Genomic DNA, 25427 nt, shown 5'->3' on the forward strand with positions numbered 1-25427 from the left:
GATTGATAATCCGCGCTTTCTATCATCCACGGTGTCGAATATCACTCAACCGCACACCGACCAACAAGGCGGTGATAAGATAAAGCGCACCGCCCCCCACAATAAGCCCGCCTAACGTTACGCTTCGCGATAGCAAGGACATAGACACCCATTGAGACAACGCAGGCATCACCAGGTACAACCCGCCGATCATCACGCTCACCGCCAACACGAGTTTGCTAATAAAGCCGAGGGTCGCCCGCGATAACTGATAAATACCTTGTCGGTGCAACCCGTGATAGAGCAGGCCGGCGTTAATCAACGCAGAAAGTGCGGTCGCCATGGCCAGCCCGACATAACTAAACAAGTAAGCAAAAATGGCGTTAAAAACCATGTTACTCACCATGGCAATGACCCCGTACTTAACAGGCGTTTTAGTATCTTGGCGGGCGTAGTAGCCAGGCGCAAGGACCTTAATCACCATAAAGTTGACCAAACCACACGCATAGGCCATCAAGGATAAACTCGCCGCCTCTACGTCGGGGACACCAAATTCACCCCGCATAAAGAGCACCATCAACATCGGTTTGGCCAGCACGATCAACCCTGCCATCGCTGGGATCCCAAGGAGCAACACCATACGCACCCCCCAGTCCATGGTGGCGGAAAATTGCTGAGGCGATTGATCCACATGCTTTTTCGATAACGCAGGGAGAATAACGGTGGCGATGGCGATGCCAAACAAACCGAGCGGAAACTCAAGCAAGCGATCAGAGTAATACAGCCAACTGATCGATCCTGTCATCAAGAAACTGGCGATAAAGGTATCGAATAATAGGTTAATTTGGCTCACCGAGACCCCGAAAAGCGCCGGAATCATTAGCTGACGTATTTTCACTACCCCAGGATGACGCCATCCCCATTTAGGTTTGACCAACATGCCTTCTTGAGCGAGAAAAGGCAGTTGAAATAAAAGCTGAACCGCCCCCCCAACAAAGACACCAATCGCCAGTCCAATTTCAGGTTGGGCAAGATGCGGGGAGAGCCCTATCGCCGCCGCGATAATCGCGATATTCAAAAAAACAGGGGTAAAGCTCGACACAGCAAACTTGTTTAGCGTGTTGAGTATTGCCCCGGATAAAGCCACAAAGGTAATAAACCACAAATAAGGGAAGGTAATTTTGAGCATCAAGCTGGCAAGCTCGAATTTAGCCCCATCAGGTCGCCCTTCTAACCAATCAACAAACCAACCGGTCCCAAATAACGCCGCTAACACTGGCGAGCCAACCACCCCGAGCAAGGTGACAAGGGTGACCAAGCCACCCAAGGTGCCCACCACATTCGCCACCAGCTCACGCGATTGTGCGCGCGTGTCATCTTCTTTGTCGAGCGCTTGATATTCGGTTAATACGGGCACAAACGCTTGTGAGAAGGCCCCTTCCGCGAACAAACGGCGCAGAAAATTCGGAATTTTGTTGGCGAAAAAGAACACATCGGCGGCCGCTCCTGCCCCCATCAAATTCGCGATCACCACATCACGAACCAACCCTAAAACACGGGACACCAAAGTCATGGTGCTCACGATGAGCCCAGAGCGTAAAAGTCGCTTACTCACGGTTACCTCTTGAAAACACGTGCCCAATGCGCGTCACTGTCGCGCCTTTATTGTTTCTTTCCGCTGTCGCGCCATCGCTGACATCGATAAGAAATGGAAATATAGGTGACGTCGGGGCTGAAATGCTGATAGAATCAGCCGCCATATTAACTGTGATAACCCCGCAGCGCCAACACATCGTTGGAGCGGCGGATCTTTGCACAAATGAATTGACAATAGAGGTAAAAAGAGGCATAGTCCTCCGCCTTGAAATGTCACCGAACAAAAAGATTTGGGAGTTAGACCCTTGGCGAATATCAAATCTGCTAAGAAGCGTGCGATCCAGTCTGAGAAGCGTCGCCAGCACAACGCAAGCCGTCGCTCTATGATGCGCACCTATATGAAGAAAACTGCTTCAGCTATCGCTGCAGGCGACAAAGAAGCAGCAACCGCTGCTTTTGCACAAGTTCAGCCTATTCTTGATCGTTCAGCCACCAAAGGCCTGATCCACAAGAACAAAGCCGCTCGTTACAAAGCAGCATTTGCAGCACAAATTAAAGCGCTGTAATCTTGCTCTTTGCAAAGAGATAAAAAAAACCGGCCTCGGCCGGTTTTTTTATGGCTTAAGGATTGGGTGAATCCACGGTTTCCTTACAATACAGATCATGTAGTAACTGGATAACCGCCTCGACTTCATCACTTTTTAGCGAGTAATACACGGTTTGCGCTTCTTTACGCGTGGCCACCAGGCCATCTTTACGAAGCCAAGCAAGGTGTTGAGACAGCGCCGACTGGCTTAGAGGCACGCGATCTACGAGCTGCCCCACCGACAACTCTCCTTGCAATAAATAACACAGAATGAATAGGCGTTTCTCGTTAGCCATGGCCTTGAGCAAGTTTACCGCCTTCGGCCCATTCTGCTGCATACGGGCTAAATCCATTCAACTTCCATCATTGATTAATACTCATTGCCGTGAGTCTAGCACGATCTTTATGTCAGCTTGTAACTAAACAAATAAGCGACTGTAATCTGCCTCACAAATCCGCTTGACCGCTGGGTGCTGGATCATCCGCTCAGCGAATATCACATAGTATTCTTCTTTAACCGCGCTCAGCTCAACAATTTGCACCGCCTGTCCCAACCGGGTCACTTCTTCAGCATACGTGGTGGGCGCAATGAATAGTGCCTGATGACTAATGCCAAAAGCTTTCATCAGTGCAGAGTCATCAAACTCACCCAGTATATTGGGTACTATCCCTTGTTGATCAAACCATTGGGTGAGTTTTCGCCCCATGGCGGTAGCTTTACTCGGCATCAATATCTTTTGCGTAGCCAGACGGATAGGTAACGGCACATCGGGGGGCTCAGCAGGATTAGAGGAATACAAACTCATGCTACTCTCACCAAGCTTGACGCTAAATAACCCGGCCTGTTGCGTGGAATCGACTGGGCAGTCGGACAGGATCATATCCAATTTATGCTGAGAGAGCTGTTCGAGTAGCATCTCGTGCGTCGATTCAAAACAACGTAGGTGGATGGCATTATCGTTCGGGATAGCATGAAGCAAGATTTGACTGATCAAACGCTTAGATAAGGCATCAGCCACCCCTACATCAAATAAGATGTTTTCTTGTTGGCTATAGTTAACAATATCCAGCATCTCATAACTCAAGCCAAACATACGGTCCGCATATTGAAAAACGAGCTGACCCAGTTCGGTGGGCTCAACATAACGGCCATTGCGTTTAGTCAGCTTGCCATTTAAGCGCTGTTCCAGCGCTCGGATTTGCCCTGTCACGGTTTGTGGTGTTAAACAAAGTTTGTCCGCCCCTTGGGTGATAGAACCTTGCTTGCAGACCATCCAAAAATAGTAAAGGTGGTTGTAGTTTAGGTGAGCCATGCTGATTGATAAAAAAACGCCAGACGAGCAGCTTACGCTGCCCCTCTGGCGCCTTCAAGTTCCATGCACGTTTTAGTCTTTCACATCATCTTTATCGAGCGGCTTTCTCACCCGCTCTCCGGCTCGATGCTCTAACGCTCGCTCTGAAAAGCTCGACCCATTGTCGACATTGTCTTTGTCGTTTAATGAGGCTGTCATTGCTTTTCCATCTGCCACGCCCGCTAGGTAGGCTTGGCACACGTCGCTGTTATCCTTTTCTCCGTGGCAGTACATCTCTTGGTTCGCCGCCATGGCAGCGCCAGAGACGGCAACCAGGCTAGTAATCAATGCTAGTGTCGCCTTCTTCATACTCGTCTCCTCGTTCATCAGCAAGCGCGCTGGCTGGCGGCAATGCAAAGTGCAAGACCGCATAACCAATCACCGCGGCCAAGGTTGATCCTATCAAGATCCCCAGACGAGAGAGTGTGACGAACTCGCCATTCACACCGACAAAGGCCAGTGACGAGATAAAAATCGACATGGTAAAACCAATACCACAAAGCACTGACACCGCGAAGATGTGGGTGAAATTCACACGTGCTGGTAATTTGGCAATGCCTAGTTTCACCGCTGCCCAGCTAAAGCTAAAGATACCCAAAGGCTTACCAATCAGCAGACCTAGAGCGATACCTAGCGGCAACATTTCAGTTAAGTTGGCCAAAGAGACGCCATCCAAAGACACCCCGGCATTGGCAAAGGCGAAGATAGGCAGGATCAAATACGACACATAAGGATGGAGGGCGTGCTCCATTTTTTTCAACGGTGATGGGTCATCATCCGTTTTCCCCTTAAGTGGGATAGCAAAACCAAGCACCACACCGGCAAGGGTCGCGTGAACACCTGACTGCAGAACACTGAACCACAGCAGCAAGCCGACCACCACATAGGCAGTGATACTGGTGACTTTGCGCATATTCATCGCCACCAAGACCAAGGTAGCCGCAAATGCGCCCGCTAAAGCAACCACAGACAAATCACTGCTGTAGAACAGTGCAATGATCACTATTACGCCAAGATCGTCAATAATCGCTAACGCGAGCAAGAAGACCTTTAACGCCAAAGGGACACGATTACCCAGCAATGCCAACACACCCAACGCAAAGGCAATATCGGTCGCGGCCGGGATCGCCCACCCCGATACCGCGAGTGGATCGCCCCAGTTAAAGGCGAGGTAGACCAATGCGGGTGCAAGCATCCCCCCAATGGCGGCGACCGCCGGGAAGGTCGCTTTATCTTTCGAGTTTAAGGCACCTTGCACCAACTCACGCTTCACTTCCAAACCAATCAGCAGGAAAAAAATCACCATTAAGCCATCGTTGATCCAATGACCAACCGATAAACCGGCTATATAGGTATGAAGGGTGCCGTCATATAAGGGCTGTAGATCCGAGTTCGCTACGAACATCGCCAATACCGCCGCAATAATCAGCACAATACCTCCTGCGGATTCCATTTTCAGAAACTGACGAATGACATCAGTCATTTAAGCACTCCATACAAAAAAAGTGGATTTCCGTAGTCTAGTCAGCCAGACCACTTTTAGAAAAATCGTTTGTTCTGATAGTAAACATCGGGAAAACCGATATGAAAACTAACTTACCATTGATTTATTCGCAGTCTAATCTTTTTTTACCTTGTTACCCGCCCTGCTTCTAGCATAGTGCCATCGAGCGCGCGCCTGTTACATTTTTTACGCGGATTTTTTTACGGCACCGAACGGGCACAAATAATACTTAAAATCAGCAAGCTAACTGACGCGAATTCCACTGATAACCTCGTCCAGATCGGATTTTCAAACCACTGCAGTATTTGTGTCATATTTCTGAAATATTACCTTCTTACTATCGCCGCAGATTTTTGCTTTGACACTAAACTGACATCGAACTGTCACGGAGATATCTTATGACTCCCCATGCTACAGCGGTAGAGGCAACCCAGAGCTCCTCAAATTGGTTCCGTTGGACCAAGCTTGCCGTCATGCTTTACCTCCTACTTGTGGCCGTTGCCATGGTAGGAAGCGGCTTTAAATGGGCCGTCGGCGACGAAGCTAAGACGCTCTTTGCGTTTGCCTCTCATCCCGTAGCTAGCTTAATGATTGGTATTGTTGCTACCGCAYTGATCCAATCGTCAAGTACAGTCACCTCAATTATAGTGGGCTTAGTCGCGGGTGGCCTCCCCGTTGAAGCGGCCATTCCGATGGTCATGGGGGCGAACGTAGGCACCTCGGTGACCAACACTATCGTCAGCCTTGGTCATGCCCGCTGTAAGGTGGAGTTCAGTCGCGCATTTAGCTGCGCCACCGTTCATGATTTCTTCAACCTGTTCGCCGTTGCTATCTTCCTGCCATTAGAGATGGCGTTCGGTTTGCTGAACAAGATTTCCGAGTGGTTGGTTTCACCGCTGACGCAAGCCAGTGACATGAGCATTAAAGGGTTGAACTTTGTTAAGCCGCTGACAAAACCCGTGGTTAACGCGGTGCAATCACCGCTTGAAGCCGCCCTGCCTGGTAACATTGGTGGCGCTATCATGATTGTCATGGGGATTGCTGCCATCGTGATTGCGATTACCATCATGGGCAAAGTGATGAAAAAGCTGATGGTCGGTCGTGCCAAAGACATGCTGAAAAACGCGATTGGTCGTGGTCCACTGCACGGTATTTTCTCAGGCTCTGTGGTCACTGTTTTGGTGCAGTCTTCATCGACAACCACCAGTTTAATGGTGCCGCTGGTCGGCTCAGGGGTGCTGAAAGTCCGTGACATCTACCCCTTCACCTTAGGGGCCAACATTGGGACTTGTATTACTGCCCTACTCGCCGCCACGGCGGTTACCGGTGAGTTCGCGGTCTTTGCCCTCCAAATCGCGTTAGTGCACTTAAGCTTCAACATCTTGGCGACGGCACTTATCTTCGGTATTCCGTTCTTGCGTGAATTGCCGCTCAAAGGGGCCGACTGGTTAGGCCAATTAGCAGCCAAATCAAAAGCGGCGGTACTGGCTTACATCGGCCTCGTCTTTGTGATTGTGCCAGGAAGCATTGTGCTGTTGTCACAGTGATGGGTTGACCTCCCGCCCAAGCACAAACAAACCACCGCCCGTGCGGTGGTTTTTTATTGGAGATAAAACGTTAGGTCGCGATATAGCGCGTGAATCCGATACGACGTGGCTAAATGGCGATCGGTGCTTTAATCGTTGGGTGCGGCTCGTACCCTTCAATCTCAAAATCATCAATTTGATAATCGAAAATAGACGCCGGTTTACGCTTGATCACCAAGCGAGGCAGCGCACGTGGTTCACGTTTAAGTTGCTCGTAAACAATCTCGTCGGTTAAATGGTTGTGATAAAGATGCACGTCACCAAAGGTATGGACAAAATCACCCACCGCTAAATCGCATTGTTGCGCAATCATGTGAGTGAAAAGCGCATAGCTGGCAATGTTAAACGGCACTCCCAAGAAGTAATCGGCGCTGCGCTGATATAACTGGCAGGAAAGCTTGCCATCGGCCACATAGAACTGGAACAAACAATGACAAGGCGCTAAGGCCATCTTGCCTTGTTCGGCGTTCTCTGTTGGGCTTATCGACTCATCAGGCAAGTCAGCAGGGTTCCAAGCGGTAATGATATGACGACGTGAATTAGGTTTCGTTTTAATTTGCTCGATCAGTTGTTCGATTTGATCCACGGTCGAGCCATCAGGACACGCCCAAGACCGCCACTGCGCACCATACACAGGCCCCAGATCACCGCTTTCGGTTGCCCACTCATCCCAGATACGCACTTTATTATCTTGCAAATACTGCACGTTAGTATCGCCGTTAAGAAACCATAAAAGCTCGTGGATAATGGCGCGCGTGTAGAGTTTCTTGGTAGTCAGTAGCGGAAAACCAGCAGCAAGATCAAAGCGCAACTGTCGACCAAACACAGATCGTGTTCCCACGCCGGTGCGGTCCCCTCTATCCGTCCCGTTATCGAGAATATCCTGCATCAAAGCCTGATACTGCTTCATAGTGTTTCCTATCATTGGCCAAACGAACAAAAGGCACCGCTGAGGTGCCTTGGTGGTTTACTTACTATAACCGATTCGCGCTATTCGGTCACTTGGCGGGTTGGCGACGGTACGCCCATCCCACCATCACAGCCCCCGCAATGATCATCGGTAATGACAACAGTTGCCCCATGCTGAAAATGCCGGCAAACAAGCCTAGGTGCGCATCAGGCTCACGGAAATACTCCACAATAAAGCGGAACGTCCCGTAGCCTGTCAAGAAAAGCCCTGATACTGCGCCCATCGGGCGCGGCTTTTTGATATAGAGGTTGAGAATGATAAACAGGACGACACCTTCTAGCGCAAACTCATAAAGCTGTGAGGGGTGCCGCGGCCAAGGGCCACCACTTGGGAATACCATCGCCCATGGGACATCGGTCACCCGTCCCCAAAGTTCACCATTGATAAAATTCCCTAGGCGACCTGCGCCCAGTCCAAACGGCACCAAGGGAGCGATAAAATCGGCGAMGGTAAAAAAGTGACGCTGCGTTTTACGCGCGTACCACGCCATAGCGGTGATTACACCCAGCAAGCCCCCGTGGAAGGACATGCCACCTGTCCACACTTTGAATAAAAACAGCGGATCAGCAACAAATGCATCAAATTGATAAAATAGGACGTAGCCAATGCGTCCCCCGAGCACGACCCCCAAAAAGCCAGCAAAAAGCAGATCACTGACCTCTTCTTTACTCCAACCGCTATTCGGTTTGGCCGCCCGATGATTCGCAAGCCATAAGGCGAACACAAAGCCAAGCAAATACATTAAGCCGTACCAGCGCACGGCTAACGGACCCAGTTCAACTAAGATGGGGTCGATTGATGGAAAGATGATGTAGCCTTCGGCCATGAATGGGATCCTTTATTTCAACAACATGCTGACGCCGACGATAACAAGAAAGACGGCAAAAATACGTTTTATTTGTGCTGTGGGTAGCCTCACCGCCAGTTGAGCACCGACCCGTGTCATCAACACCGACGTTGACACGACGCCAAGTAACGCAGGCAAATACAAATATCCGACACTGAGCGCGGGCAAGGGTTCCGTTTGACGCCAGCCCAACCACACAAAACTCATCATGCCACCCAGCGCCAACACCGCGCCCCCCGCCGAGGCACTGCCGATGGCTTGGTGCATACTGACGCCGCGCCAATGCAGGTATGGGACAGTAAAAGAGCCGCCCCCAATGCCCGCTAAGCTGGAGAGTGTCCCGATCAGTGTGCCCGCAAAGGACAACCGCCACCAATGCGGTAAAGGGCGCGCGCGATAGGGACGCCGATTGAGCAACATTTGTAGCGCCATGGCAAGCACTATCACGCCAAACAGGCGAGGCAACCAGTCGTGTGGTAGCCGATCCGCCAGCCCAGCCCCCAGGATGCCGCCCAGCATCATACCAGGGACGAGCGCTTTAACCGCTTCAAGGTGAACATTCCCCAGACGAAAATGGCGCCACGCAGAGGCGCTTGAGGTCAGTACAATGGTGGCAAGTGAGGTGGCGAGCGCGATAGGCATCACCACAGTAGGGGCAATACCGAACACGGGAAGCAAGAAGGTCAGGGCGGGCACCACGACTAAGCCCCCACCAATACCCAGCAGGCCAGATAAGGTCCCCACACAGGCCCCTAGCAACATACACACCACAAACAGCAGCACGGTTAGGCTGGTGATCATCGCATTTGTCCGATTTTGACCAACGCCTCTAACCCTTGCGCAGCGAGAAAGGCCTCAGTAGCGGCGCGGATTTCGCTTGGGTGATCCAGCGTCAACATCTGATTGGCCTGCATGACCAAGCGCTCATGGGGTAAGCGGCTTAGCAAGTATTTAATTTTGGCCACATTGCGGGTGTTCATACTCAGTTGGTGGTACCCCAAGCCCACCAATAGTGAGGCCCCCACTGGATCGCCGGCTAGCTCACCACACACACTGACAGGTAATTGATGACGCGTTCCCACCGCGGCAATCGACGCTAATGCGTGTAATACCGAGGGATGCAAAGCATCAAAAATATCAGCCACGCGCGCATTGTTGCGATCAACCGCTAATAGATATTGAGTGAGATCATTGGTGCCGACCGAGAGAAAATCCACATCTCGGGCAATGCTATCAAGCAGATATAAAATAGAAGGCACCTCAACCATGATCCCCAATAAAGGAATGTTGAGACTCTGCCCGGCGTGCTGGGCCTCTTGGCTGACCTCTTGATAAGCTCGGCTAATGAGCGCTTTTGCCTCCAGTAGCTCGTTACGTCCCGAGATCATGGGTAACAATAGCTTTAAATTATTGAGGCCGATACTGGCACGTAACATCGCACGTACCTGAATTAAAAAGATATCTGGATGATCGAGGGTAAAGCGGATCCCCCGCCAGCCTAAAAACGGATTGTCCTCTTCAACACTTAAATACGGTAATGGTTTATCGCCGCCAATATCCAAGGTGCGCATCACCACAGGTTTATCGGGATAACTGGCAAGAATCGCACGGTATTGTTTGACCTGCTCGTCTTCAGAGGGAAAACGGCGCTGCATTAGAAACGGGACTTCCGTACGAAAGAGCCCAACCCCATCAACCCCTTGATTGATCGCAATTTGGCTATCCGCGCTTAAGCCGGCATTCAAATGCACTTCAACACGTGTGCCATCCTGAGTTTGTCCCGGGGCCGCCAGTGCGGTCTCAAAGGTAGATTGCAGGCTCGCTTCTTCTTGCACCAGGTGCTGATATTCGTTGATCAATGCCTCAGCGGGCTCGATCATCAACATCCCTTTGTGGCCATCGAGGATCACGGTTTTTTGATGAAGCTTGGCGGGAGAAAAGCTGACGCCCATTACCGCCGGGATCCCCAACGCACGTGCCAAGATAGCCGCGTGTGAGTTCGCCGCCCCTTCTTCGGCGACCACACCCGTCAGTAATGCGCGGGGAATTGACGCTAACATGCCCGCCGTTAACTCTCGCGCCAACAGCACAATGGGCGTCGAAACCGGTGGTGGACTCCCCGCCGGTGCGATTAAAAAGTAAAGCAGCCGCTGTCCTAACTCTTTCACATCGCCGGCACGGGCTTTTAGGTAAGGATCATCCATCGCGGCGAAACGGGCAGAAAAGGCTTCAACCGTTTGTCTTACCGCCCATGTGGCGGCATCCCCCTGCTGGATCCGCACCGTCATATCTTCACGCAGCATAGGATCGTTAAGCAGATGAACAAACAAATCAAAAATCGCCAGCGCGTCTTTTTGTAGCTCTTTATCAAAGCGTTTACGCAGACGACGAAACTCGGTACTGGCATCGTCAATCGCCGCATCCAGTCTATCGAGTTCAACTTGTGTATCTAGGTGGCAAGCGGGCGCCACCTCTTCAAGCCGCGGTTGAGAGTCATCACACCAAGCTTGTGCGATGCCAATGCCCGGCGACGCAGGCATTCCCTCCAGTAACACCGGTGACGGGGCTCCCTGCCAGCCACCTTGCGCATCRGCATGGGCAAACACCACCGCCAGCTGTGCGGCTAAGGTCACGAGAAAGGACTCTTCGCTCTCATCAAACTGGCGGGGTTGGTGTTGCTGCACCACCAGCACACCCAACACCTTTTTGCGATAAATGATGGGCGTGCCAAGAAAGGATTGAAACGCATCCTCGCCGGTAGAGGGGAAAGGTTTGAACGCAGGATGCTCACGCGCATACGCCAAATTTAAAGGCTCAGCGCGCTCACCTACCACACCGACCAACCCCTCGCCAAATGCCATCGACACTTGTGCACAAGGGTCGAGGCCTTGTGTTGCCATCAGCTCGAACTGTTGGTGTTCGGCATTGGCAAGATAAACGGAGCAGCACTCGGTACGCATCGCCACGCAAGTTTGTTGCACTAAAGTGTGTAACGCCTGCTCAAGATCTGAAGACGCCGCTACACTTTGCACAATATGTCGTAACTGCGTGAGCACCCGATTTCTCCTCTACACTTATCCTCGCTTATGTCGACGTCGAGGTTTGCGTTCTTTAAACGGCATCGCAAGTGGCGCAAACTCTTTCATCGCGCGCCGATACACCTCGCGCTTAAACGCCACCACTTGCCGCACTGGATACCAATAACTCACCCAGCGCCAACCATCAAATTCAGGCGTGCCTCCGCGCGAGACATTGACGCGTGACTCGTCACATTCAAGTTTTAGCAAAAACCACTTCTGCTTTTGCCCAATACACACGGGCTTAGAATCCCAGCGCACCAAGCGTTTGGGTAACTTATAGCGCAGCCAATGTCGACTGGTCCCTAAGATGCGTACATCTTTCTTGGTCAGACCTACCTCTTCGTACAACTCCCGGTACATCGCTTGTTCAGGGCTTTCCCCTTCATCGATGCCACCTTGTGGAAACTGCCACGAATGCTGACCATATCGACGAGCCCAGAGAACTTGACCGTGGCCGTTACAAATTACTATCCCCACATTGGGACGATAGCCATCGCCATCAATCACTGGACGACCTCAATGGTAAATCTCTACTGAACCTGATTTTTTCACAAAAAGCGGTAAAGGGTAAACAAACATTGTGGATTGAGCGTTGTTTTTGCGCACTCGTCGTCATCTGAGGATAACTTAACCCCTAACAGGAAGTTATAAACATAGCAATGAGAGTTTGCGCACATTTATTCACGCTTTCTGTGGATAGATTTGTGAAGAAGCCAAGAAAAAGTGTACTTATCGAACGATTCAGGATCTTGCAATGGTGTTTAAAATAACCAAATCAAGATAAAAAATATTAAAAATCATTAATTTAAAACAAAACCGAAACAACAAGATCCTTTTCGGGATCGAATGATCATCAAATAAACACAGATCGCTCAAAGATCCACCAACAAGAAAATTATCCACACCGATAGCGCAAAAAAGCGCCAAGTTCGCCATTTTTCCCATTTTTACCGCGATTTATGTACTGTATATTTGATCATGAGAGTGAGCTATCCCATCAATCATCCCTCCTCTGTGGATAACCAGAGGAGAAAGAGTAGGATCATCGAAATGGGATCCACTTGCAGCCGATACGGCAGTTCTTGATAATGCACGCTCATCCGTTAACGAGCAGGATCCCAACACAGTGACACCGCCCCCCGCATCCGAGCAGATATTGATGGAACGCGCGCTTGCCCTTGCTGGTTTGACCCTTGGCGAAGTCAGCGAGACACTGTCGATCCCTTGTCCAGCGTCACTCACACGGGAGAAAGGCTGGATTGGCATGCTACTCGAAACCTGCTTGGGTGCCAACGCGGGCAGCAAACCCGAACAAGACTTCGCACACTTAGGTATTGAGCTAAAAACCATTCCCGTTAACCGTGAGGGAAAACCACTGGAAACCACCTTTGTGTGTGTGGCGCCACTCACTGGGATCGCGGGGATACGCTGGGAAAATAGTCATGTGCGGCAAAAGCTATCACGGGTTTTGTGGGTGCCGGTTGAAGGCGAACGCGATATACCGGTATCACAGCGCTGCATTGGCACGCCATTATTATGGTCTCCTAGCCAAGAGGAAGAAGCGCAACTGCGCGCCGATTGGGAAGAGTTAATGGATTGGGTGGCTCTCGGTCGCGTGACGGAAATCACCGCCCGCCAAGGTGAGTCGCTCCAACTACGGCCCAAAGCGGCCAACGGTAAAGCCCTGACCGACGCTTTCGGGCCCAGTGGTGAGCCGATCCGTGCCTTGCCGCGCGGCTTCTATTTACGCACCCAGTTTACCCACCAGATCTTGCGTCGTTACTTTGTGGATCCGAAATAAGCGTCGATCCGCACGCGTGATACCCCCATCGCTTCGCTTTAAGGGTAACCATCAAAAACGAATGGGCATGTCTTCTCGACAGCCTGGCTCTCCGCCCGTGGCAAACTCATCGTAAGGATCCATCAAGCGCAGTACGCCCTCTTCAATCCCTAACGCTTTAAGTTTTTCTCCCACTTGTCCGACATGATCAAACTGCATCACTTCACCGGTTTGGTCCGAGCGTAAAGGCTCTAATTCATGCTTCACTTCGACTTYGACCGAGTATTTCGCGCCGCCTGCGTGTGCCATCACATAACATTGTGGGCATGAGCGAGGATCCGCGCGCATCCATGCTTTGAGCTGTGAATAGTTCATCTGATTTTCCTCTAGATTACACTTTCTCGTGTCCATCATGCCTAGCAATAACACCGCGCTCAGACCGATACGATCGGACAATCCATTTAGTAATGGTCAATATTTAACCAACTGTCAAGCCACCGCTAAACCGCTTTCGATCATTTTTAAAATTCTCTACTATGGACTGCCATAGGTCGATTGCAGACAAGGAGAAAGGATGCAATACCACCGTTTGCCCCATTCCTCGCTAGAGGTGAGTAAAGTGTGCTTAGGCACCATGACATTTGGTGAGCAAAATAGTGAAGCTGACGCTCATGCGCAGCTCGATCTTGCCTTTGAACGGGGCGTTAATTTTATTGATACCGCAGAAATGTATCCCGTTCCCCCCAGCCAATCCACGCAAGGGTTAACCGAACAGTACATCGGCAGCTGGTTAGAAAAGTCCGGGAAGCGCGATCGTGTTATCCTCGCAACCAAAGTGGCGGGGCCACGCAATGTTCCTTACATCCGTGACAACATGTCGCTTAACCGACGCCATATTCATCAAGCCGTTGAAGATAGCCTGACACGACTAAAAACCGACTATATCGATTTGTATCAAGTGCACTGGCCACAGCGGCACAATAACTGTTTTGGTAAGCTCAATTATCCGTATCAAGATGAACACTCTGGGGTCACCATCCTCGATACCCTGGATGCACTGAATGAACTCGTCCAAGCAGGAAAAATTCGTTATATCGGCGTTTCAAACGAAACGCCTTGGGGCGTGATGCGCTATTTGCATCTGGCAGAGAAGCATGGCCTCACGCGTATCGTTTCTATTCAGAACCCTTATAATTTGCTTAACCGCACCTTTGAAGTCGGCCTGTCGGAAATCAGTCATCATGAAGGGGTGGAATTGCTCGCCTACTCGCCGCTGGCGTTTGGCGCGTTGAGCGGTAAATATTTGCAAGGCGCACGCCCGAAAGGGGCCCGTTGTACACTGCACCAACGCTTCGCACGCTACTTTACCGAGTCAGGGCAAAAGGCCACGCAAGAGTATGTCGATCTCGCCCAACGCCATGGTCTTGATCCGGCACAAATGGCACTCGCGTTCGTCAATAGTCGTCCTTTTGTCGCCTCTAACATCATTGGCGCCACGACGCTAAAACAGCTAGAGAGTAATCTCGATAGCTTGGAGCTGACGCTGAGTGACGATGTGCTTGCTGGTATTGATGAGATCGCTAACCGCTACCCTAACCCCTGCCCTTAGATCGCAAACGGCAGCCCCTTGGGGTTGCCGTCCTGTGTTTTACTCCATACGCCTATTACGCCCGTGTCAATTGCGTCATTTCTTCGCGGACTTGCGGTACGGTTAAGCCGACAATAATTTGAAAGCTATCACCATTACGTACCATGTTTACTGCACCATGCTCTTGAAAATATTGTGTTTCTGCCACTTTTTCTGGCTCATGTACCTTGATACGTAACCGCGTGGCACAATTGGTCAGCAAGGCTATGTTGTCTTTGCCACCTAGCCCTTCAATAAACGCACTCGCTTGTCCACTATCAATCACTCCGCTCGATGAATCACTCTGGTGCGCGCCCTTATAGTCGGCTTTGGTATAAAGCTTCGCCTCTGCGCTACCTCGACCCGGAGTGGGAATATCAAACTTCAAAATCAGCGCGCGGAACACCACAAAGTAGATAGCGGTGAAACTCAAGCCGATGAGCACTTGCACAATATAGGTGTCGCCATGCAAGCTGCCTAGCGGTAGCCAATTTTGAAAAATAAAGTCGATAAGCCCAGTCTGAAAGTTACCTGAAACACCAAACCAATAGGCAATGGTTGCCATGGTTGCCGCCAATACCGCGTGGAGAGCAAACAATGCCGGCGCGATAAACAAGAAGGTAAACTCAATCGGCTCGGTGATCCCAGTAAGAATGGCCGTCAATGCCGCACCAAGCACCAAGCCAAGCACCATTTTCTTGTTTTCTGGCTTCGCGGTTGCGTAAAGCGCCATAGCAATACCCGTACAACCAAAGACTTTCCCCATGCCAGTCAGCATCAAGCCACCTTGCGGGAATTGCTCAGTTAAGGGGGCAGGATTGCTGGCAAAGTTTTGGATATTTTGAATCCAATGGGCCACTGTGCCGCCATCCACCGCGACGGGTCCATAGAATACGGGGCCATAGACAAAGTGATGCAGACCTGTTGGGATCATAATCCGCTCAAGGAAGGTGAACATCCATACCCCGAATGACCCCGCACCGACTAAAAAGGTTTGTAGATTATTAATGCCGTGCTGAATACTTGGCCAGGTAAAACAGGTGATGATCGCCATGAGTACCATGATGGGGAAACTCACAATAACCACCAAGGGTGTGCCACCAAACACTGCCGCCCAGTTTGGTAGTTTTTTGTCGAAGAAACGGTTGTGAACCCAAACGGAGAGGCTAGCAATTACGATGGCGCCCAATAGGTTAGTATCCAAAGTAAGTATACCGCCCACATCAGTAAGCCCACGCTCACCCTCCACATAGTTCACCCCAAGCTCAGGTCCCCAGAACTGTAAAATGCCACCAATCACATAATTAAAGGTGATGTATGACACCAGTGTGGCAAGCACTGCACGCCCGGATGCAGATTTTGCTAGTGCTATCGGTAACCCTACGGCAAACACCAGGGCCATATTTTTAAACACCGCCAACGAGGCTTGGAGAAGGATCGTTGACACTTTTACCCATGCACTGCCTTCCACCGCCCAAGGAAAGAGATCTTGGTTGAGCAGCATCACCGATAAGCCTAATAACATACCGGCTGCAGGAAAGAGGAGCACAGGGACAAACATTGCTGCGCCAAAGCGCTGGATCATATCTTTCATGATGATCGCTCCCAGATGTTGGCCCCAGATGGTCTCTGGGGCATCGTATTATTAATGAAATTGAGGTAGATAGTCGCCGTTCACACGTAAAAGCTCATCGACGATTTGTTGCGCTTTTGGCACATCCACAACGGTTCGGTTGAGCGTGAGCGCATTGACCAGTGTTTGTCGATCCCCGCTAAACCATGCATCCACGACCAGCTTTTCGTAGCCGAGTTGGCCTTCGATCAGTGCTTTTTGGAACGTCGGGATGGTGCCAACGGCAAAACGTTTCGGGCCGTCATTGGTTAACGCGGCCGGCACTTCAACCATGGCATCATTCTGAATATTTGGAATCGCGCCATCGTTTGGCACGATAACCAGATACGTCTCGCCACGGTTATATGCCAAGGAGGCCGCTACACGCACCATATAGCGCCCATGGATATCTGCATGAAGATGCTCATTAGCGGTAGTGCCCGCGGCAATGATGCGCTCATTCAGGCTAAACACGCGCTTTTCTCGCCCATTGATTACTTGGCGCGCACGCGTATTAGCAATATCTTCTTTTTCCACCATTTTTTCCGGATACAAGTAGTACTGCAGATAAGTATTGGGTAAGTACTCAGGATTGTCTTTCAACATGGTCTGCATGTTTTTAAACGTTGCCTGCCATGAAGGGTCATCGGCAATTTCTGGGTCAACAGCACTGATCCCCTCTTCCAAAATGATGCGTTTAATCTCATCGGTCAGGTCGACCCCATCTCGGTTTCGTACCTTGGTAAACCATCCAAAGTGATTCAGCCCAAAGTATTCCGGCACCAAATCCCAGATCTCGCAACCAAGTAATTGCGCATAACTCACCATAATGGCAGCGGGCATGTCGCAGATGTTTAGAATGCGGTTGTCATGAGGAAACTCACGCTGTAAGGCTTCAGCGACAATGGCGGCTGGGTTGGTATAGTTTAAAATCCAGGCATCCGGGGCAAAGTGACGGATATCATTCACGAGAGTGATCATGTCACCTATCGAGCGTAGTCCATACGCCATGCCGCCCGCGCCACACGTTTCTTGACCGACACAGCCATAAGAGAGTGGAACCTGCTCATCACGCTCACGCATCGGTAACCCACCCGTGCGGATCTGAATAAAGAAGAAATCGGCATCAGAAAATGCGGTTTCTTTATCCGTGGTATAAACAAACTCTTCGACCTCAGGATAAGCCTCGCGCAGCAAGATCTCCGTCGCTTTAGCATTTGAGGCTTGTCTTTGTTCATCAATATCATAGAAGGTGATCTTGCTGAGCGGAAATGCTTCTTTTTCAGCAATCAAGCTATTGATCATCCCCAGTGTATAGGTGCTTCCACCCCCGACGATAGTAAGCTTTTGTGGTTTCATCATCGTGTCTCCTCTTAATATGGGTCCACCCCCGACGATAGTAAGCTCTTGTGGTTTCATCATCGTGTCTCCTCTTAATATGTATCTTAAATGTATTACAAAAATAACACTTTAAGAATACACAAGAGGGTATTTATTGATCTACAACACAGTGAAAGCCTACTTATGTACTTTAAATGTATTATCGATCACAGTTTGTTATGATGGTGCATGCAGCTAAAAGGAGCCGACATGTTGAAACCTCGCTACATGCAAATAGCCGATTTACTCACTGAGCAGATTAAAGATGGCACCCTGACACCAGGCGCGATGATGCCAACTGAGGCCACGCTWCAAGCCACCTATGACGTCAGCCGCGTCACCATACGTAAGGCGATGAAGGTGTTGGTTGATAACGATCTGCTCTACCGCGTCCGAGGTAGTGGCAGTTATGTAAAAGCCCCTAAAGCACAGCACAACGCCTTTCAACTGATGGGGTTTATCGAAGAAGTCTCAGCGCAAGGCAAAACACCCAGCTCAAAAGTGATCGCATTTGAAACGTCACCTTGTAGCCACACCATTGCCAGTAAATTGAACTTGGAGGAAGGGACGTTGATTTATGAAATCCAACGTCTTCGTTTGATTGATGGCGAGCCAGAAATCCTTGAGTGCACCTACCTGCCGGTGGCCATGTTTACCGATCTCAGTATCGAAGTGATGCAAACATCAAAATACGACTATATCGAGCGACATAAGGGGATGCAGATCGCGAAAAGTCGCCAATGTGTCTGGCCAGATAGTACGTCAACCTCACTCGCCGCGCGCCTCAATACCCGGGAAAATACGCCCATATTGCGGGTCGAATCCGTCAGTGAGCTTGTCGACGGGACACCGTTTGAATATACCGTGAACTACTTTCGCTTGCATCAGTACAGCTTTGAATTCATCGCCCACCGCCAAACGCCACAATAATTCGTTGCCTGGAGACGTCTCGGTTGCGTTGTTGGTCATTACGTGTAATCTTGCCGCATTATCCAATCGCAACCGGAAATCTGATGCGAACAAAAGCAGATAGATGGCGCCATGCTATCGGTTTTGAACTAACGGGCTTGATCTTGGTGGTCTTGGGGCTCAATTGGATCCTCGGGGCGGACATCGGTCACCTTGGGATCATGGGCGCGATTTTTTCGGTGCTCGCCACCCTTTGGAATTATGTCTACAACATTGGCTTTGATAAAGCGATGCTGGCATGGCGGGGCTCAGTGCTTAAAACCTTACCGCTGCGTCTGCTGCATGCGGTGATCTTTGAAGCCGGACTGCTGATTGCGACCATTCCCTTTATCATGTGGTGGCTGTCGATGAACTTTTGGCAAGCACTCAGTATGGATATCGGGCTAGTCCTATTTTATCTTGTGTATGCATTTGTTTATAACTGGCTTTACGACTACCTGTTTCCAATCCCAAATGCGCAATCCCAGCAGGGCTGAGTTTTCAGCCCTCAACATCATGGGGACAAGTGATTTACTGACGGAAGGTACGCGGCGAGGGGATCAAGTTGTGTTTGTTCAATAGCCGATACATAGTCGCACGTGACACACCAAGCTCTTTAGCCGCCGCCGACACTTGTCCTTTATTCTCTTCAAGGACGGCGATCAGGGCGTCTCGTTCAGACTCTTCACGGATTTTGCGTAAGCTTTGTTTATAATCTCCCTGACGAGGAAGATCTAAGTGCTCCGCTTCAATCACCAGATGATCGGCCAACAGTACTGCCCGTTTCACCTGATTAATCAGCTCGCGCACATTACCCGGCCACGAGTAACTGCTCAACACACGCTTGGCTTCGTCGGAAAACGTCCTCGCTTGTGTGTTGTATTGACGTGCAAACTTAAGCAAAAAGTATTCTGCCAAATCAGGCACATCAGACTGACGGTCTTTTAATGAAGGCATATTAATGCGCAGCACATTTAGCCGGTAATACAGATCTTCACGAAAAAGCCCCTCAGCCACACGTTTCTCCAAATCCATATGGGTCGAGGCAATCACCCGCACATCCAGGTCGTGTCCGTATTTGTCATGGCTGATATCTAAGGTGCCCTCTTGCAGCAAGTGCAATAAGTGCCCTTGTAAATGCAGCGGCAGGTCACCAATCTCGTCAAAAAAGAGGGTGCCTTTATGGYATTGGCGGATTTTTCCACGCGAATACTCGTCGCCCAATAGCGCTTGCTGCATTTGCTCGTCGGCAAGCGCCGAGCATTTAATCGACTCAAATCGCGCCTTTGCACGGATTGAGGCATGGTGAACCGCTTGCGCTACCAGCTCCTTGCCTGTACCGCTCTCGCCGGCTATCAATACAGACACATCAGTGGGCGCGACACGCCTGACCTGATCACGCAACTTTTTCATCGCTGGGCTGGCGCCTTCCAACCCCATATCGCTATGATCGCCCAGTTGCGGCCATACTTGTCGTTCAAGGCGCAACATACCCAATTGGTGACCAATGGTGCTCATCAACTGCGAGTTAGGAACGGGCGAGGTGAAGTAATCAATACAAAAACTAACAATAAACTGGCAAATGGCTTCGTTCGTCAGTTGGTTTTCTCTAACTAAAGCTAGCCAGCGCACCTGTTTATTGCGGTTAACCAGTGATGCCACACCATTAAGGCTAAAGTCATCATGACTTAAATCGACAATACCTATACAAGGGCCGATATCTTGTAGCAATGACTGCGCGGCTCGCAAATCATAACAGCGATGACAATGCCAACCAGCTTGCTCAAGGGTCGCTAACCAAGGCTCATAGGTCCCGCCGACAACGACGAGTGAGCTCAAGGTTTTGTCAGTCCCCGAATCGAATCCCATAACACCTGCCTTACATCCAGTCTGTCTTTTTCGCCAGCGAATCAAGCCCCTATTATAAAGAAGGGCAAGTTCTAATCTGTCTCAATAAAGAGACATACGATGGGTTGTAATACGGATAATTGTAGCCAGATATCTGAAAAATCCAGATAAAATATCGCAGGTTTTTGAGAAAACAACGACGCAAGGCGCAAAAAAAGCGGCTCATTGAGCCGCTTGTGCTGTGGTCTGTCCAGTATTAACTGCCTTGCTGTGGGCGCATGGCTGGGAACAAGATCACATCACGAATCGTATGCGTGTTGGTGAATAACATCACCAATCGGTCGATACCAATTCCTTGTCCCGCCGTCGGTGGCAAGCCATGCTCGAGTGCGTTGATGTAATCCGCATCGTAGTACATCGCCTCATCATCACCGGCATCTTTGGCATCTACCTGGGCTTTGAAGCGTGCATCTTGGTCTTCTGCGTCGTTAAGCTCGGAGAAGCCATTTGCCACTTCACGCCCACCGACGAAGAATTCAAAACGGTCGGTCACAAACGGGTTATCATCATTGCGACGCGCCAGCGGTGAAATATCGGCCGGATATTCGGTGATAAAGGTTGGCTGAATCAACTGCGGTTCAGCTGTCTCACCAAAGATCTCTTCCAGCAACTGTCCAGCCGTCCAGAATGACTCAACACTGATTTTGAGTGATTTCGCTATCGAGGCAAGGTGATCACGATCTTGTACCGTCTCATACGTCAGCGCCTGAATATCAGCATGATCAGGGTTATATTGCTTGATAGCATCGAGCATGGTCATTCGCGGATAAGGCCCTGCGAAATTAATCTCATGCTCACCATAAGGCAATACAGACTGTCCCATCACGTCCAGCGCCACGCGAGAGAGCATGTCTTCCGTAAGATCCATCAGATCATTGTAATCGGCATACGCCATATAGAATTCCATCATGGTGAATTCAGGATTATGACGCGGTGAAAGCCCTTCATTACGGAAGTTACGGTTCACTTCAAACACACGCTCAAAGCCGCCGACAACCAAACGCTTTAAATAAAGCTCGGGCGCCACACGTAAGTACATGTCGATATCAAGTGCATTATGGTGGGTGGTAAAGGGACGCGCGGTAGCACCGCCTGGGATGACGTGCATCATCGGCGTTTCCACTTCCATAAAGTGTTTTTCCACCATGTAATTACGGATGGCGGTGACCACACTTGAACGCACTTGGAATGCGTGACGCGATTCTTCGTTGACAATCAGGTCCACGTAGCGTTGGCGATAGCGCAGCTCCTGGTCAGCTAGCCCATGGAATTTTTCCGGTAGCGGACGCAAGGCTTTCGTCAGCAGTTGGTAGCGCTCCATGTTGACATACAGATCGCCTTTWCCAGATTTATGTAGCGCACCGTGCACRCCAATRATGTCACCGATATCTAARCCTTGGTACTCGGCTTTCAGCGCTTTTTGCACGTCTTTTGACGCATAGGCTTGAATACGGCCCGAGACATCTTGTACCACCATAAATGGACCGCGTTTAGCCATGATGCGGCCCGCAATGGTCACTTTGTGGTCCAGTGTTTCGAGTTCCGCTTTTTCTTTCTCGCCAAATTCAGCTTGCAAGTCAGCCGCTAAGTGCTCACGACGGAAATCATTAGGATGGCCGTTTGCCTTACAATTTTCACGAATGTGAGTGAGCTTGGCACGACGCTCGGCAATCAGCTTATTTTCATCTGGTAACTGGTCAGTCATAGAAAACCCTTTACATTAATTCGTCATTACAGGCCAGATTTGAGGCTGGCTTCAATAAATTTGTCCAAGTCGCCGTCGAGAACGGCCTGCGTATTGCGGTTTTCAATACCGGTACGCAAGTCTTTGATACGCGAATCATCTAATACGTAGGAGCGGATCTGGCTGCCCCAACCGATATCAGATTTGGCGTCTTCGTTGGCTTGTTTTTCCGCGTTTTGCTTTTGTAGCTCAAGCTCAAACAGCTTCGCACGCAGCTGTTTCATCGCCTGATCTTTGTTTTTATGCTGTGAGCGATCGTTTTGGCACTGCACCACGGTGTTGGTCGGCACGTGGGTGATCCGCACTGCTGACTCGGTGGTGTTAACGTGCTGCCCACCCGCACCAGAAGCTCGGTAGACATCAATCCGTAAATCTGATGGGTTAATATCGATATCAATGTTGTCATCGATTTCCGGGTACACAAACGCCGAGGCAAACGAGGTATGACGACGGCCCCCCGAGTCGAAAGGCGATTTACGCACCAGACGATGAACGCCCGTTTCCGTGCGTAGCCAGCCGTAGGCGTATTCACCGGTGATGCGTACCGTGGCAGATTTTAATCCAGCCACATCCCCCTCAGACACTTCAATCACTTCAGCTTTGAAGCCTTTCGCATCCGCCCAGCGCAAGTACATGCGGAGCATCATGTTGGTCCAATCTTGCGCTTCAGTACCGCCTGACCCGGCTTGCAGGTCAATATAGCAATCAGACGCATCGTGCTCACCAGAAAACATGCGGCGGAATTCTAGCTTGGTTAGCTTGGCTTCGAGCTCCACCAGCTCCGGCTCCACCTCGTCAAAGGTTTCTTGATCGTCTTCCTCGACGGCCAGCATCAGCAGTTCGTTGACGTCTTCGCCGCCTTGAGTAAGTTGCTCGATGGTTTCCACCACTGCTTCAAGGGAAGCACGCTCTTTACCCAGCGCTTGTGCACGTTGTGGTTCATTCCACACGTCCGGTTGTTCTAACTCGGCATTAACTTCTTCTAGACGCTCTTTTTTAGCATCATAGTCAAAGATACCCCCGGAGGACATCGGTACGTTCGGCGATATCGGCGAGGCGATTTTTGATTGGATTAATCTCAAACATGGTCAAGCATCTTCATTATTAGCGGAAATTTAACCGCCGAATTTTAGCGAATTGTCGCGCCAATAAACAGGGCGTGATGGAAAAAGCCGCATATTTAAGCGGCTTCAAGGTGAGAGATGATCAACTGGGCGCTACGATTACCGCGAAACTCATTGATATCCAGGCGGTAAACGAGTCGTAACGTCTTGGTACTGGGATCGGGCCAGCGACGCAAATCAACGTTAAAGGCAATGGCATCAATCATGGTGCCGCCGCCTTCCGGCTCGACCATCAATTTTAAGTGTTTGCCGCCCACCAGTTTTTGCTGCAACACCTTAAAAAGGCCATCGAACTGTGGCTCCGGGAAGCCTTGCCCCCAAGGGCCGCCTGATTGAATGGTTTCGGCTGTCTCTAATCCCAGCTCGTGACTTTGTAAGGGACCATCACTTAACAAGATACCTTTTAAATCGTCCTCACTGACCTGCTCACGCACCTGCGCATCAAACTGCTTGGCGAAGGCATCAAACTGTGCTTCGTCGATGGTCAGTCCAGCCGCCATGGCATGGCCGCCAAACTTTTTAATTAATCCGGGATTTAAGGTATCAATCCGATCCAATGTATCGCGCATATGCAAACCCGGAATCGAACGCGCTGAACCTTTTATCAGTCCATCGCCGCCATCGGCAAACGCAATCACAGGGCGGTGAAATTGATCTTTTAAGCGCGAGGCGAGGATCCCAATCACGCCTTGGTGCCAGTCACGCTGAAACAGCGCCAACCCTACCGGCAATTCTTGCTCGGACTGTTCGGCAATCAAGCGCTCACACCAAGCCACGGCTTCTTGCTTCATGCCTTGCTCTATATCTTTGCGGGTTTGATTGAGCGCATCCAACTCAGACGCCATGCGTCTGGCAGCATGAATGTTGTCACACAGTAAAAGCTCGACCCCAAACGCCATATCATCTAAACGCCCCGCGGCATTGATCCTTGGCCCCAATGCAAAGCCGAAATCACTGGCGACAAGCGTGGCCATGTTGCGATTGGCCACCTCGATAAGCGCCTGGATCCCAGGGCGGCAACGCCCAGCGCGGATCCGCTGCAACCCCTGATGTACAAGAATACGGTTATTACCATCTAACGCTACCACGTCGGCGACCGTGCCCAGCGCGACCAAATCCAGCAACTCGGCTAAGTTAGGGATGGCCAGTCCCTGCTGCTCAAACCACCCTTGGTCGCGCAAATGCGCACGCAGCGCCAGCATCAAATAAAAGGCGACCCCCACACCGGCAAGCGCCTTCGAGGGAAAACCACAGTCATCCAGATTCGGGTTCACCATGGCGTCGGCCTCAGGCRGTGTCTCACCCGGTAGATGGTGGTCGGTCACCAGCACCTGCATACCGAGCGCTTTGGCGTGCGCCACCCCCGCCAATGAGGACACCCCGTTGTCCACAGTCATGATAAGCTCTGCTCCCCGCTCCGCGGCTTGGTCAACCACCTCAGGGCTTAAGCCGTAGCCATCGTCAAAGCGGTTTGGCACCAGGTAATCGACACGGGAGGCACCCATCATGCGTAAGGCTTTGACGGAGAGCGCTGACGATGTTGCGCCATCGGCGTCAAAGTCACCCACAATCAAGATCGATTGATGGGTCTTAAGCGCCTCAGCGAGCAAGTTAACGGCAGCATCAATCCCGGTTAACGCTTGGTATTGATGCAAGCCAGCCACGCTGCGGTTGAGCTCGCTGTCTTCCTTTAAACCACGGTTAGCGTATAAGCGTTGCAATAGCGGCGGAATGGCATCGCTGAATGCCGGTGTCACTGACGGCGTACGTCTTTTTATTTCTATCATGAAGTTGTCACCAGTTA

The 25427-nt window shown here is 50.6% G+C and carries 23 protein-coding genes; 6 read left to right on the forward strand and 17 right to left on the reverse strand.

The annotated features are described in order from the left end of the window. Positions 1-22 precede the first annotated feature (22 nt). Positions 23-1594 carry a murein biosynthesis integral membrane protein MurJ gene (gene murJ, locus BZG14_RS05810; protein WP_077608213.1) on the reverse strand — a complete coding sequence of 524 codons (1572 nt, stop codon included), beginning with the start codon at positions 1592-1594 and terminating at the stop codon, positions 23-25. Positions 1595-1880: 286 nt separating this feature from the next. Between murJ and rpsT the strand changes: the two genes are divergently transcribed. Next, entirely contained in the window at positions 1881-2141 is a 261-nt protein-coding gene (gene rpsT, locus BZG14_RS05815) for a 30S ribosomal protein S20 (RefSeq protein ID WP_046075100.1), read from the forward strand. 55 nt (positions 2142-2196) lie between these two features. On the opposite strand, the gene BZG14_RS05820 is transcribed toward rpsT, so the two are convergent. From BZG14_RS05820 to nhaA, 4 genes are all read right to left on the reverse strand, one after another. Further along, complete coding sequence (locus BZG14_RS05820; protein ID WP_069362119.1) at positions 2197-2514, reverse strand: ArsR/SmtB family transcription factor; 318 nt, start codon at positions 2512-2514, stop codon at positions 2197-2199. A 66-nt stretch (positions 2515-2580) separates the two neighbouring features. Next, positions 2581-3474 carry a transcriptional activator NhaR gene (nhaR, locus tag BZG14_RS05825; protein WP_046075098.1) on the reverse strand — a complete coding sequence of 298 codons (894 nt, stop codon included), beginning with the start codon at positions 3472-3474 and terminating at the stop codon, positions 2581-2583. Between the two features lie 72 nt (positions 3475-3546). After that, complete coding sequence (locus BZG14_RS05830) at positions 3547-3822, reverse strand: hypothetical protein (protein ID WP_077486721.1); 276 nt, start codon at positions 3820-3822, stop codon at positions 3547-3549. After that, positions 3791-4996, reverse strand: coding sequence for a Na+/H+ antiporter NhaA (nhaA, locus tag BZG14_RS05835; RefSeq protein ID WP_077486722.1), 1206 nt, complete (start codon positions 4994-4996; stop codon positions 3791-3793). The genes BZG14_RS05830 and nhaA overlap by 32 nt, the downstream gene beginning before the upstream one ends. A 419-nt stretch (positions 4997-5415) precedes the next feature. On the opposite strand from nhaA, the gene BZG14_RS05840 reads away from it, so the two are divergent. Beyond that, positions 5416-6564 (forward strand): Na/Pi symporter, encoded by a 1149-nt coding sequence (locus tag BZG14_RS05840; RefSeq protein ID WP_077486723.1) that lies wholly within the window; start codon positions 5416-5418, stop codon positions 6562-6564. 109 nt (positions 6565-6673) lie between these two features. Here the strand turns inward: BZG14_RS05840 and BZG14_RS05845 are convergent, their stop codons facing one another. The 5 genes from BZG14_RS05845 to rppH all read right to left on the reverse strand — a co-directional run bounded on the left by BZG14_RS05845 (position 6674) and on the right by rppH (position 12007). Further along, positions 6674-7513, reverse strand: coding sequence for a thymidylate synthase (locus tag BZG14_RS05845; RefSeq protein WP_077458699.1), 840 nt, complete (start codon positions 7511-7513; stop codon positions 6674-6676). An 88-nt stretch (positions 7514-7601) separates the two neighbouring features. Continuing rightward, complete coding sequence (lgt, locus tag BZG14_RS05850; RefSeq protein ID WP_077608214.1) at positions 7602-8399, reverse strand: prolipoprotein diacylglyceryl transferase; 798 nt, start codon at positions 8397-8399, stop codon at positions 7602-7604. Between the two features lie 12 nt (positions 8400-8411). Then, positions 8412-9218, reverse strand: coding sequence for a sulfite exporter TauE/SafE family protein (locus BZG14_RS05855; protein WP_108743526.1), 807 nt, complete (start codon positions 9216-9218; stop codon positions 8412-8414). Further along, complete coding sequence (gene ptsP / locus BZG14_RS05860; RefSeq protein ID WP_077608216.1) at positions 9218-11476, reverse strand: phosphoenolpyruvate--protein phosphotransferase; 2259 nt, start codon at positions 11474-11476, stop codon at positions 9218-9220. The genes BZG14_RS05855 and ptsP overlap by 1 nt, the downstream gene beginning before the upstream one ends. Positions 11477-11494: 18 nt before the next feature. After that, positions 11495-12007 (reverse strand): RNA pyrophosphohydrolase, encoded by a 513-nt coding sequence (gene rppH / locus BZG14_RS05865; RefSeq protein WP_046075090.1) that lies wholly within the window; start codon positions 12005-12007, stop codon positions 11495-11497. Between the two features lie 619 nt (positions 12008-12626). Here rppH and mutH point away from each other — a divergent pair. Then, on the forward strand, positions 12627-13301 hold the full coding sequence (gene mutH, locus BZG14_RS05875; protein WP_077608218.1) for a DNA mismatch repair endonuclease MutH: 675 nt from the start codon (positions 12627-12629) through the stop codon (positions 13299-13301). A gap of 51 nt (positions 13302-13352) precedes the next feature. On the opposite strand, the gene BZG14_RS05880 is transcribed toward mutH, so the two are convergent. Further along, positions 13353-13655, reverse strand: coding sequence for a hypothetical protein (locus tag BZG14_RS05880; protein ID WP_077608219.1), 303 nt, complete (start codon positions 13653-13655; stop codon positions 13353-13355). Between the two features lie 199 nt (positions 13656-13854). Here BZG14_RS05880 and BZG14_RS05885 point away from each other — a divergent pair, with 199 nt between their 5' ends. Further along, positions 13855-14889, forward strand: coding sequence for an NADP(H)-dependent aldo-keto reductase (locus BZG14_RS05885; RefSeq protein WP_077608220.1), 1035 nt, complete (start codon positions 13855-13857; stop codon positions 14887-14889). Positions 14890-14944: 55 nt separating this feature from the next. Here the strand turns inward: BZG14_RS05885 and BZG14_RS05890 are convergent, their stop codons facing one another. Beyond that, positions 14945-16501, reverse strand: coding sequence for an alpha-glucoside-specific PTS transporter subunit IIBC (locus BZG14_RS05890; protein ID WP_077608221.1), 1557 nt, complete (start codon positions 16499-16501; stop codon positions 14945-14947). Between the two features lie 51 nt (positions 16502-16552). Further along, positions 16553-17881, reverse strand: coding sequence for a 6-phospho-alpha-glucosidase (locus BZG14_RS05895; RefSeq protein WP_241824622.1), 1329 nt, complete (start codon positions 17879-17881; stop codon positions 16553-16555). 228 nt (positions 17882-18109) lie between these two features. Between BZG14_RS05895 and BZG14_RS05900 the strand changes: the two genes are divergently transcribed. Both BZG14_RS05900 and BZG14_RS05905 read left to right on the forward strand, forming a co-directional pair. After that, positions 18110-18829: a GntR family transcriptional regulator gene (locus BZG14_RS05900; protein ID WP_077459011.1), complete on the forward strand. Its 720-nt coding sequence runs from the start codon at positions 18110-18112 to the stop codon at positions 18827-18829. An 83-nt stretch (positions 18830-18912) separates the two neighbouring features. Then, entirely contained in the window at positions 18913-19344 is a 432-nt protein-coding gene (locus BZG14_RS05905; RefSeq protein ID WP_077608222.1) for a PACE efflux transporter, read from the forward strand. A gap of 34 nt (positions 19345-19378) precedes the next feature. Here the strand turns inward: BZG14_RS05905 and BZG14_RS05910 are convergent, their stop codons facing one another. The 4 genes from BZG14_RS05910 to recJ form a co-directional block, all read right to left on the reverse strand. Then, positions 19379-20716: a sigma-54-dependent transcriptional regulator gene (locus BZG14_RS05910; protein WP_077608223.1), complete on the reverse strand. Its 1338-nt coding sequence runs from the start codon at positions 20714-20716 to the stop codon at positions 19379-19381. 235 nt (positions 20717-20951) lie between these two features. Beyond that, entirely contained in the window at positions 20952-22460 is a 1509-nt protein-coding gene (lysS, locus tag BZG14_RS05915; protein ID WP_077486864.1) for a lysine--tRNA ligase, read from the reverse strand. 26 nt (positions 22461-22486) lie between these two features. Then, positions 22487-23585 (reverse strand): peptide chain release factor 2 gene (gene prfB / locus BZG14_RS05920; protein WP_100298016.1). Its coding sequence is split into 2 segments (ribosomal slippage): positions 22487-23509 and positions 23511-23585, totalling 1098 coding nucleotides; the frame shifts between segments, so codons are not numbered across the junction. A gap of 94 nt (positions 23586-23679) precedes the next feature. Next, positions 23680-25410: a single-stranded-DNA-specific exonuclease RecJ gene (gene recJ / locus BZG14_RS05925; RefSeq protein WP_077608224.1), complete on the reverse strand. Its 1731-nt coding sequence runs from the start codon at positions 25408-25410 to the stop codon at positions 23680-23682. Between the last annotated feature and the right edge of the window lie 17 nt (positions 25411-25427).

This window comes from Salinivibrio sp. IB282 (assembly GCF_001995685.1).
In the GTDB taxonomy this organism is placed as follows: domain Bacteria; phylum Pseudomonadota; class Gammaproteobacteria; order Enterobacterales; family Vibrionaceae; genus Salinivibrio; species Salinivibrio kushneri.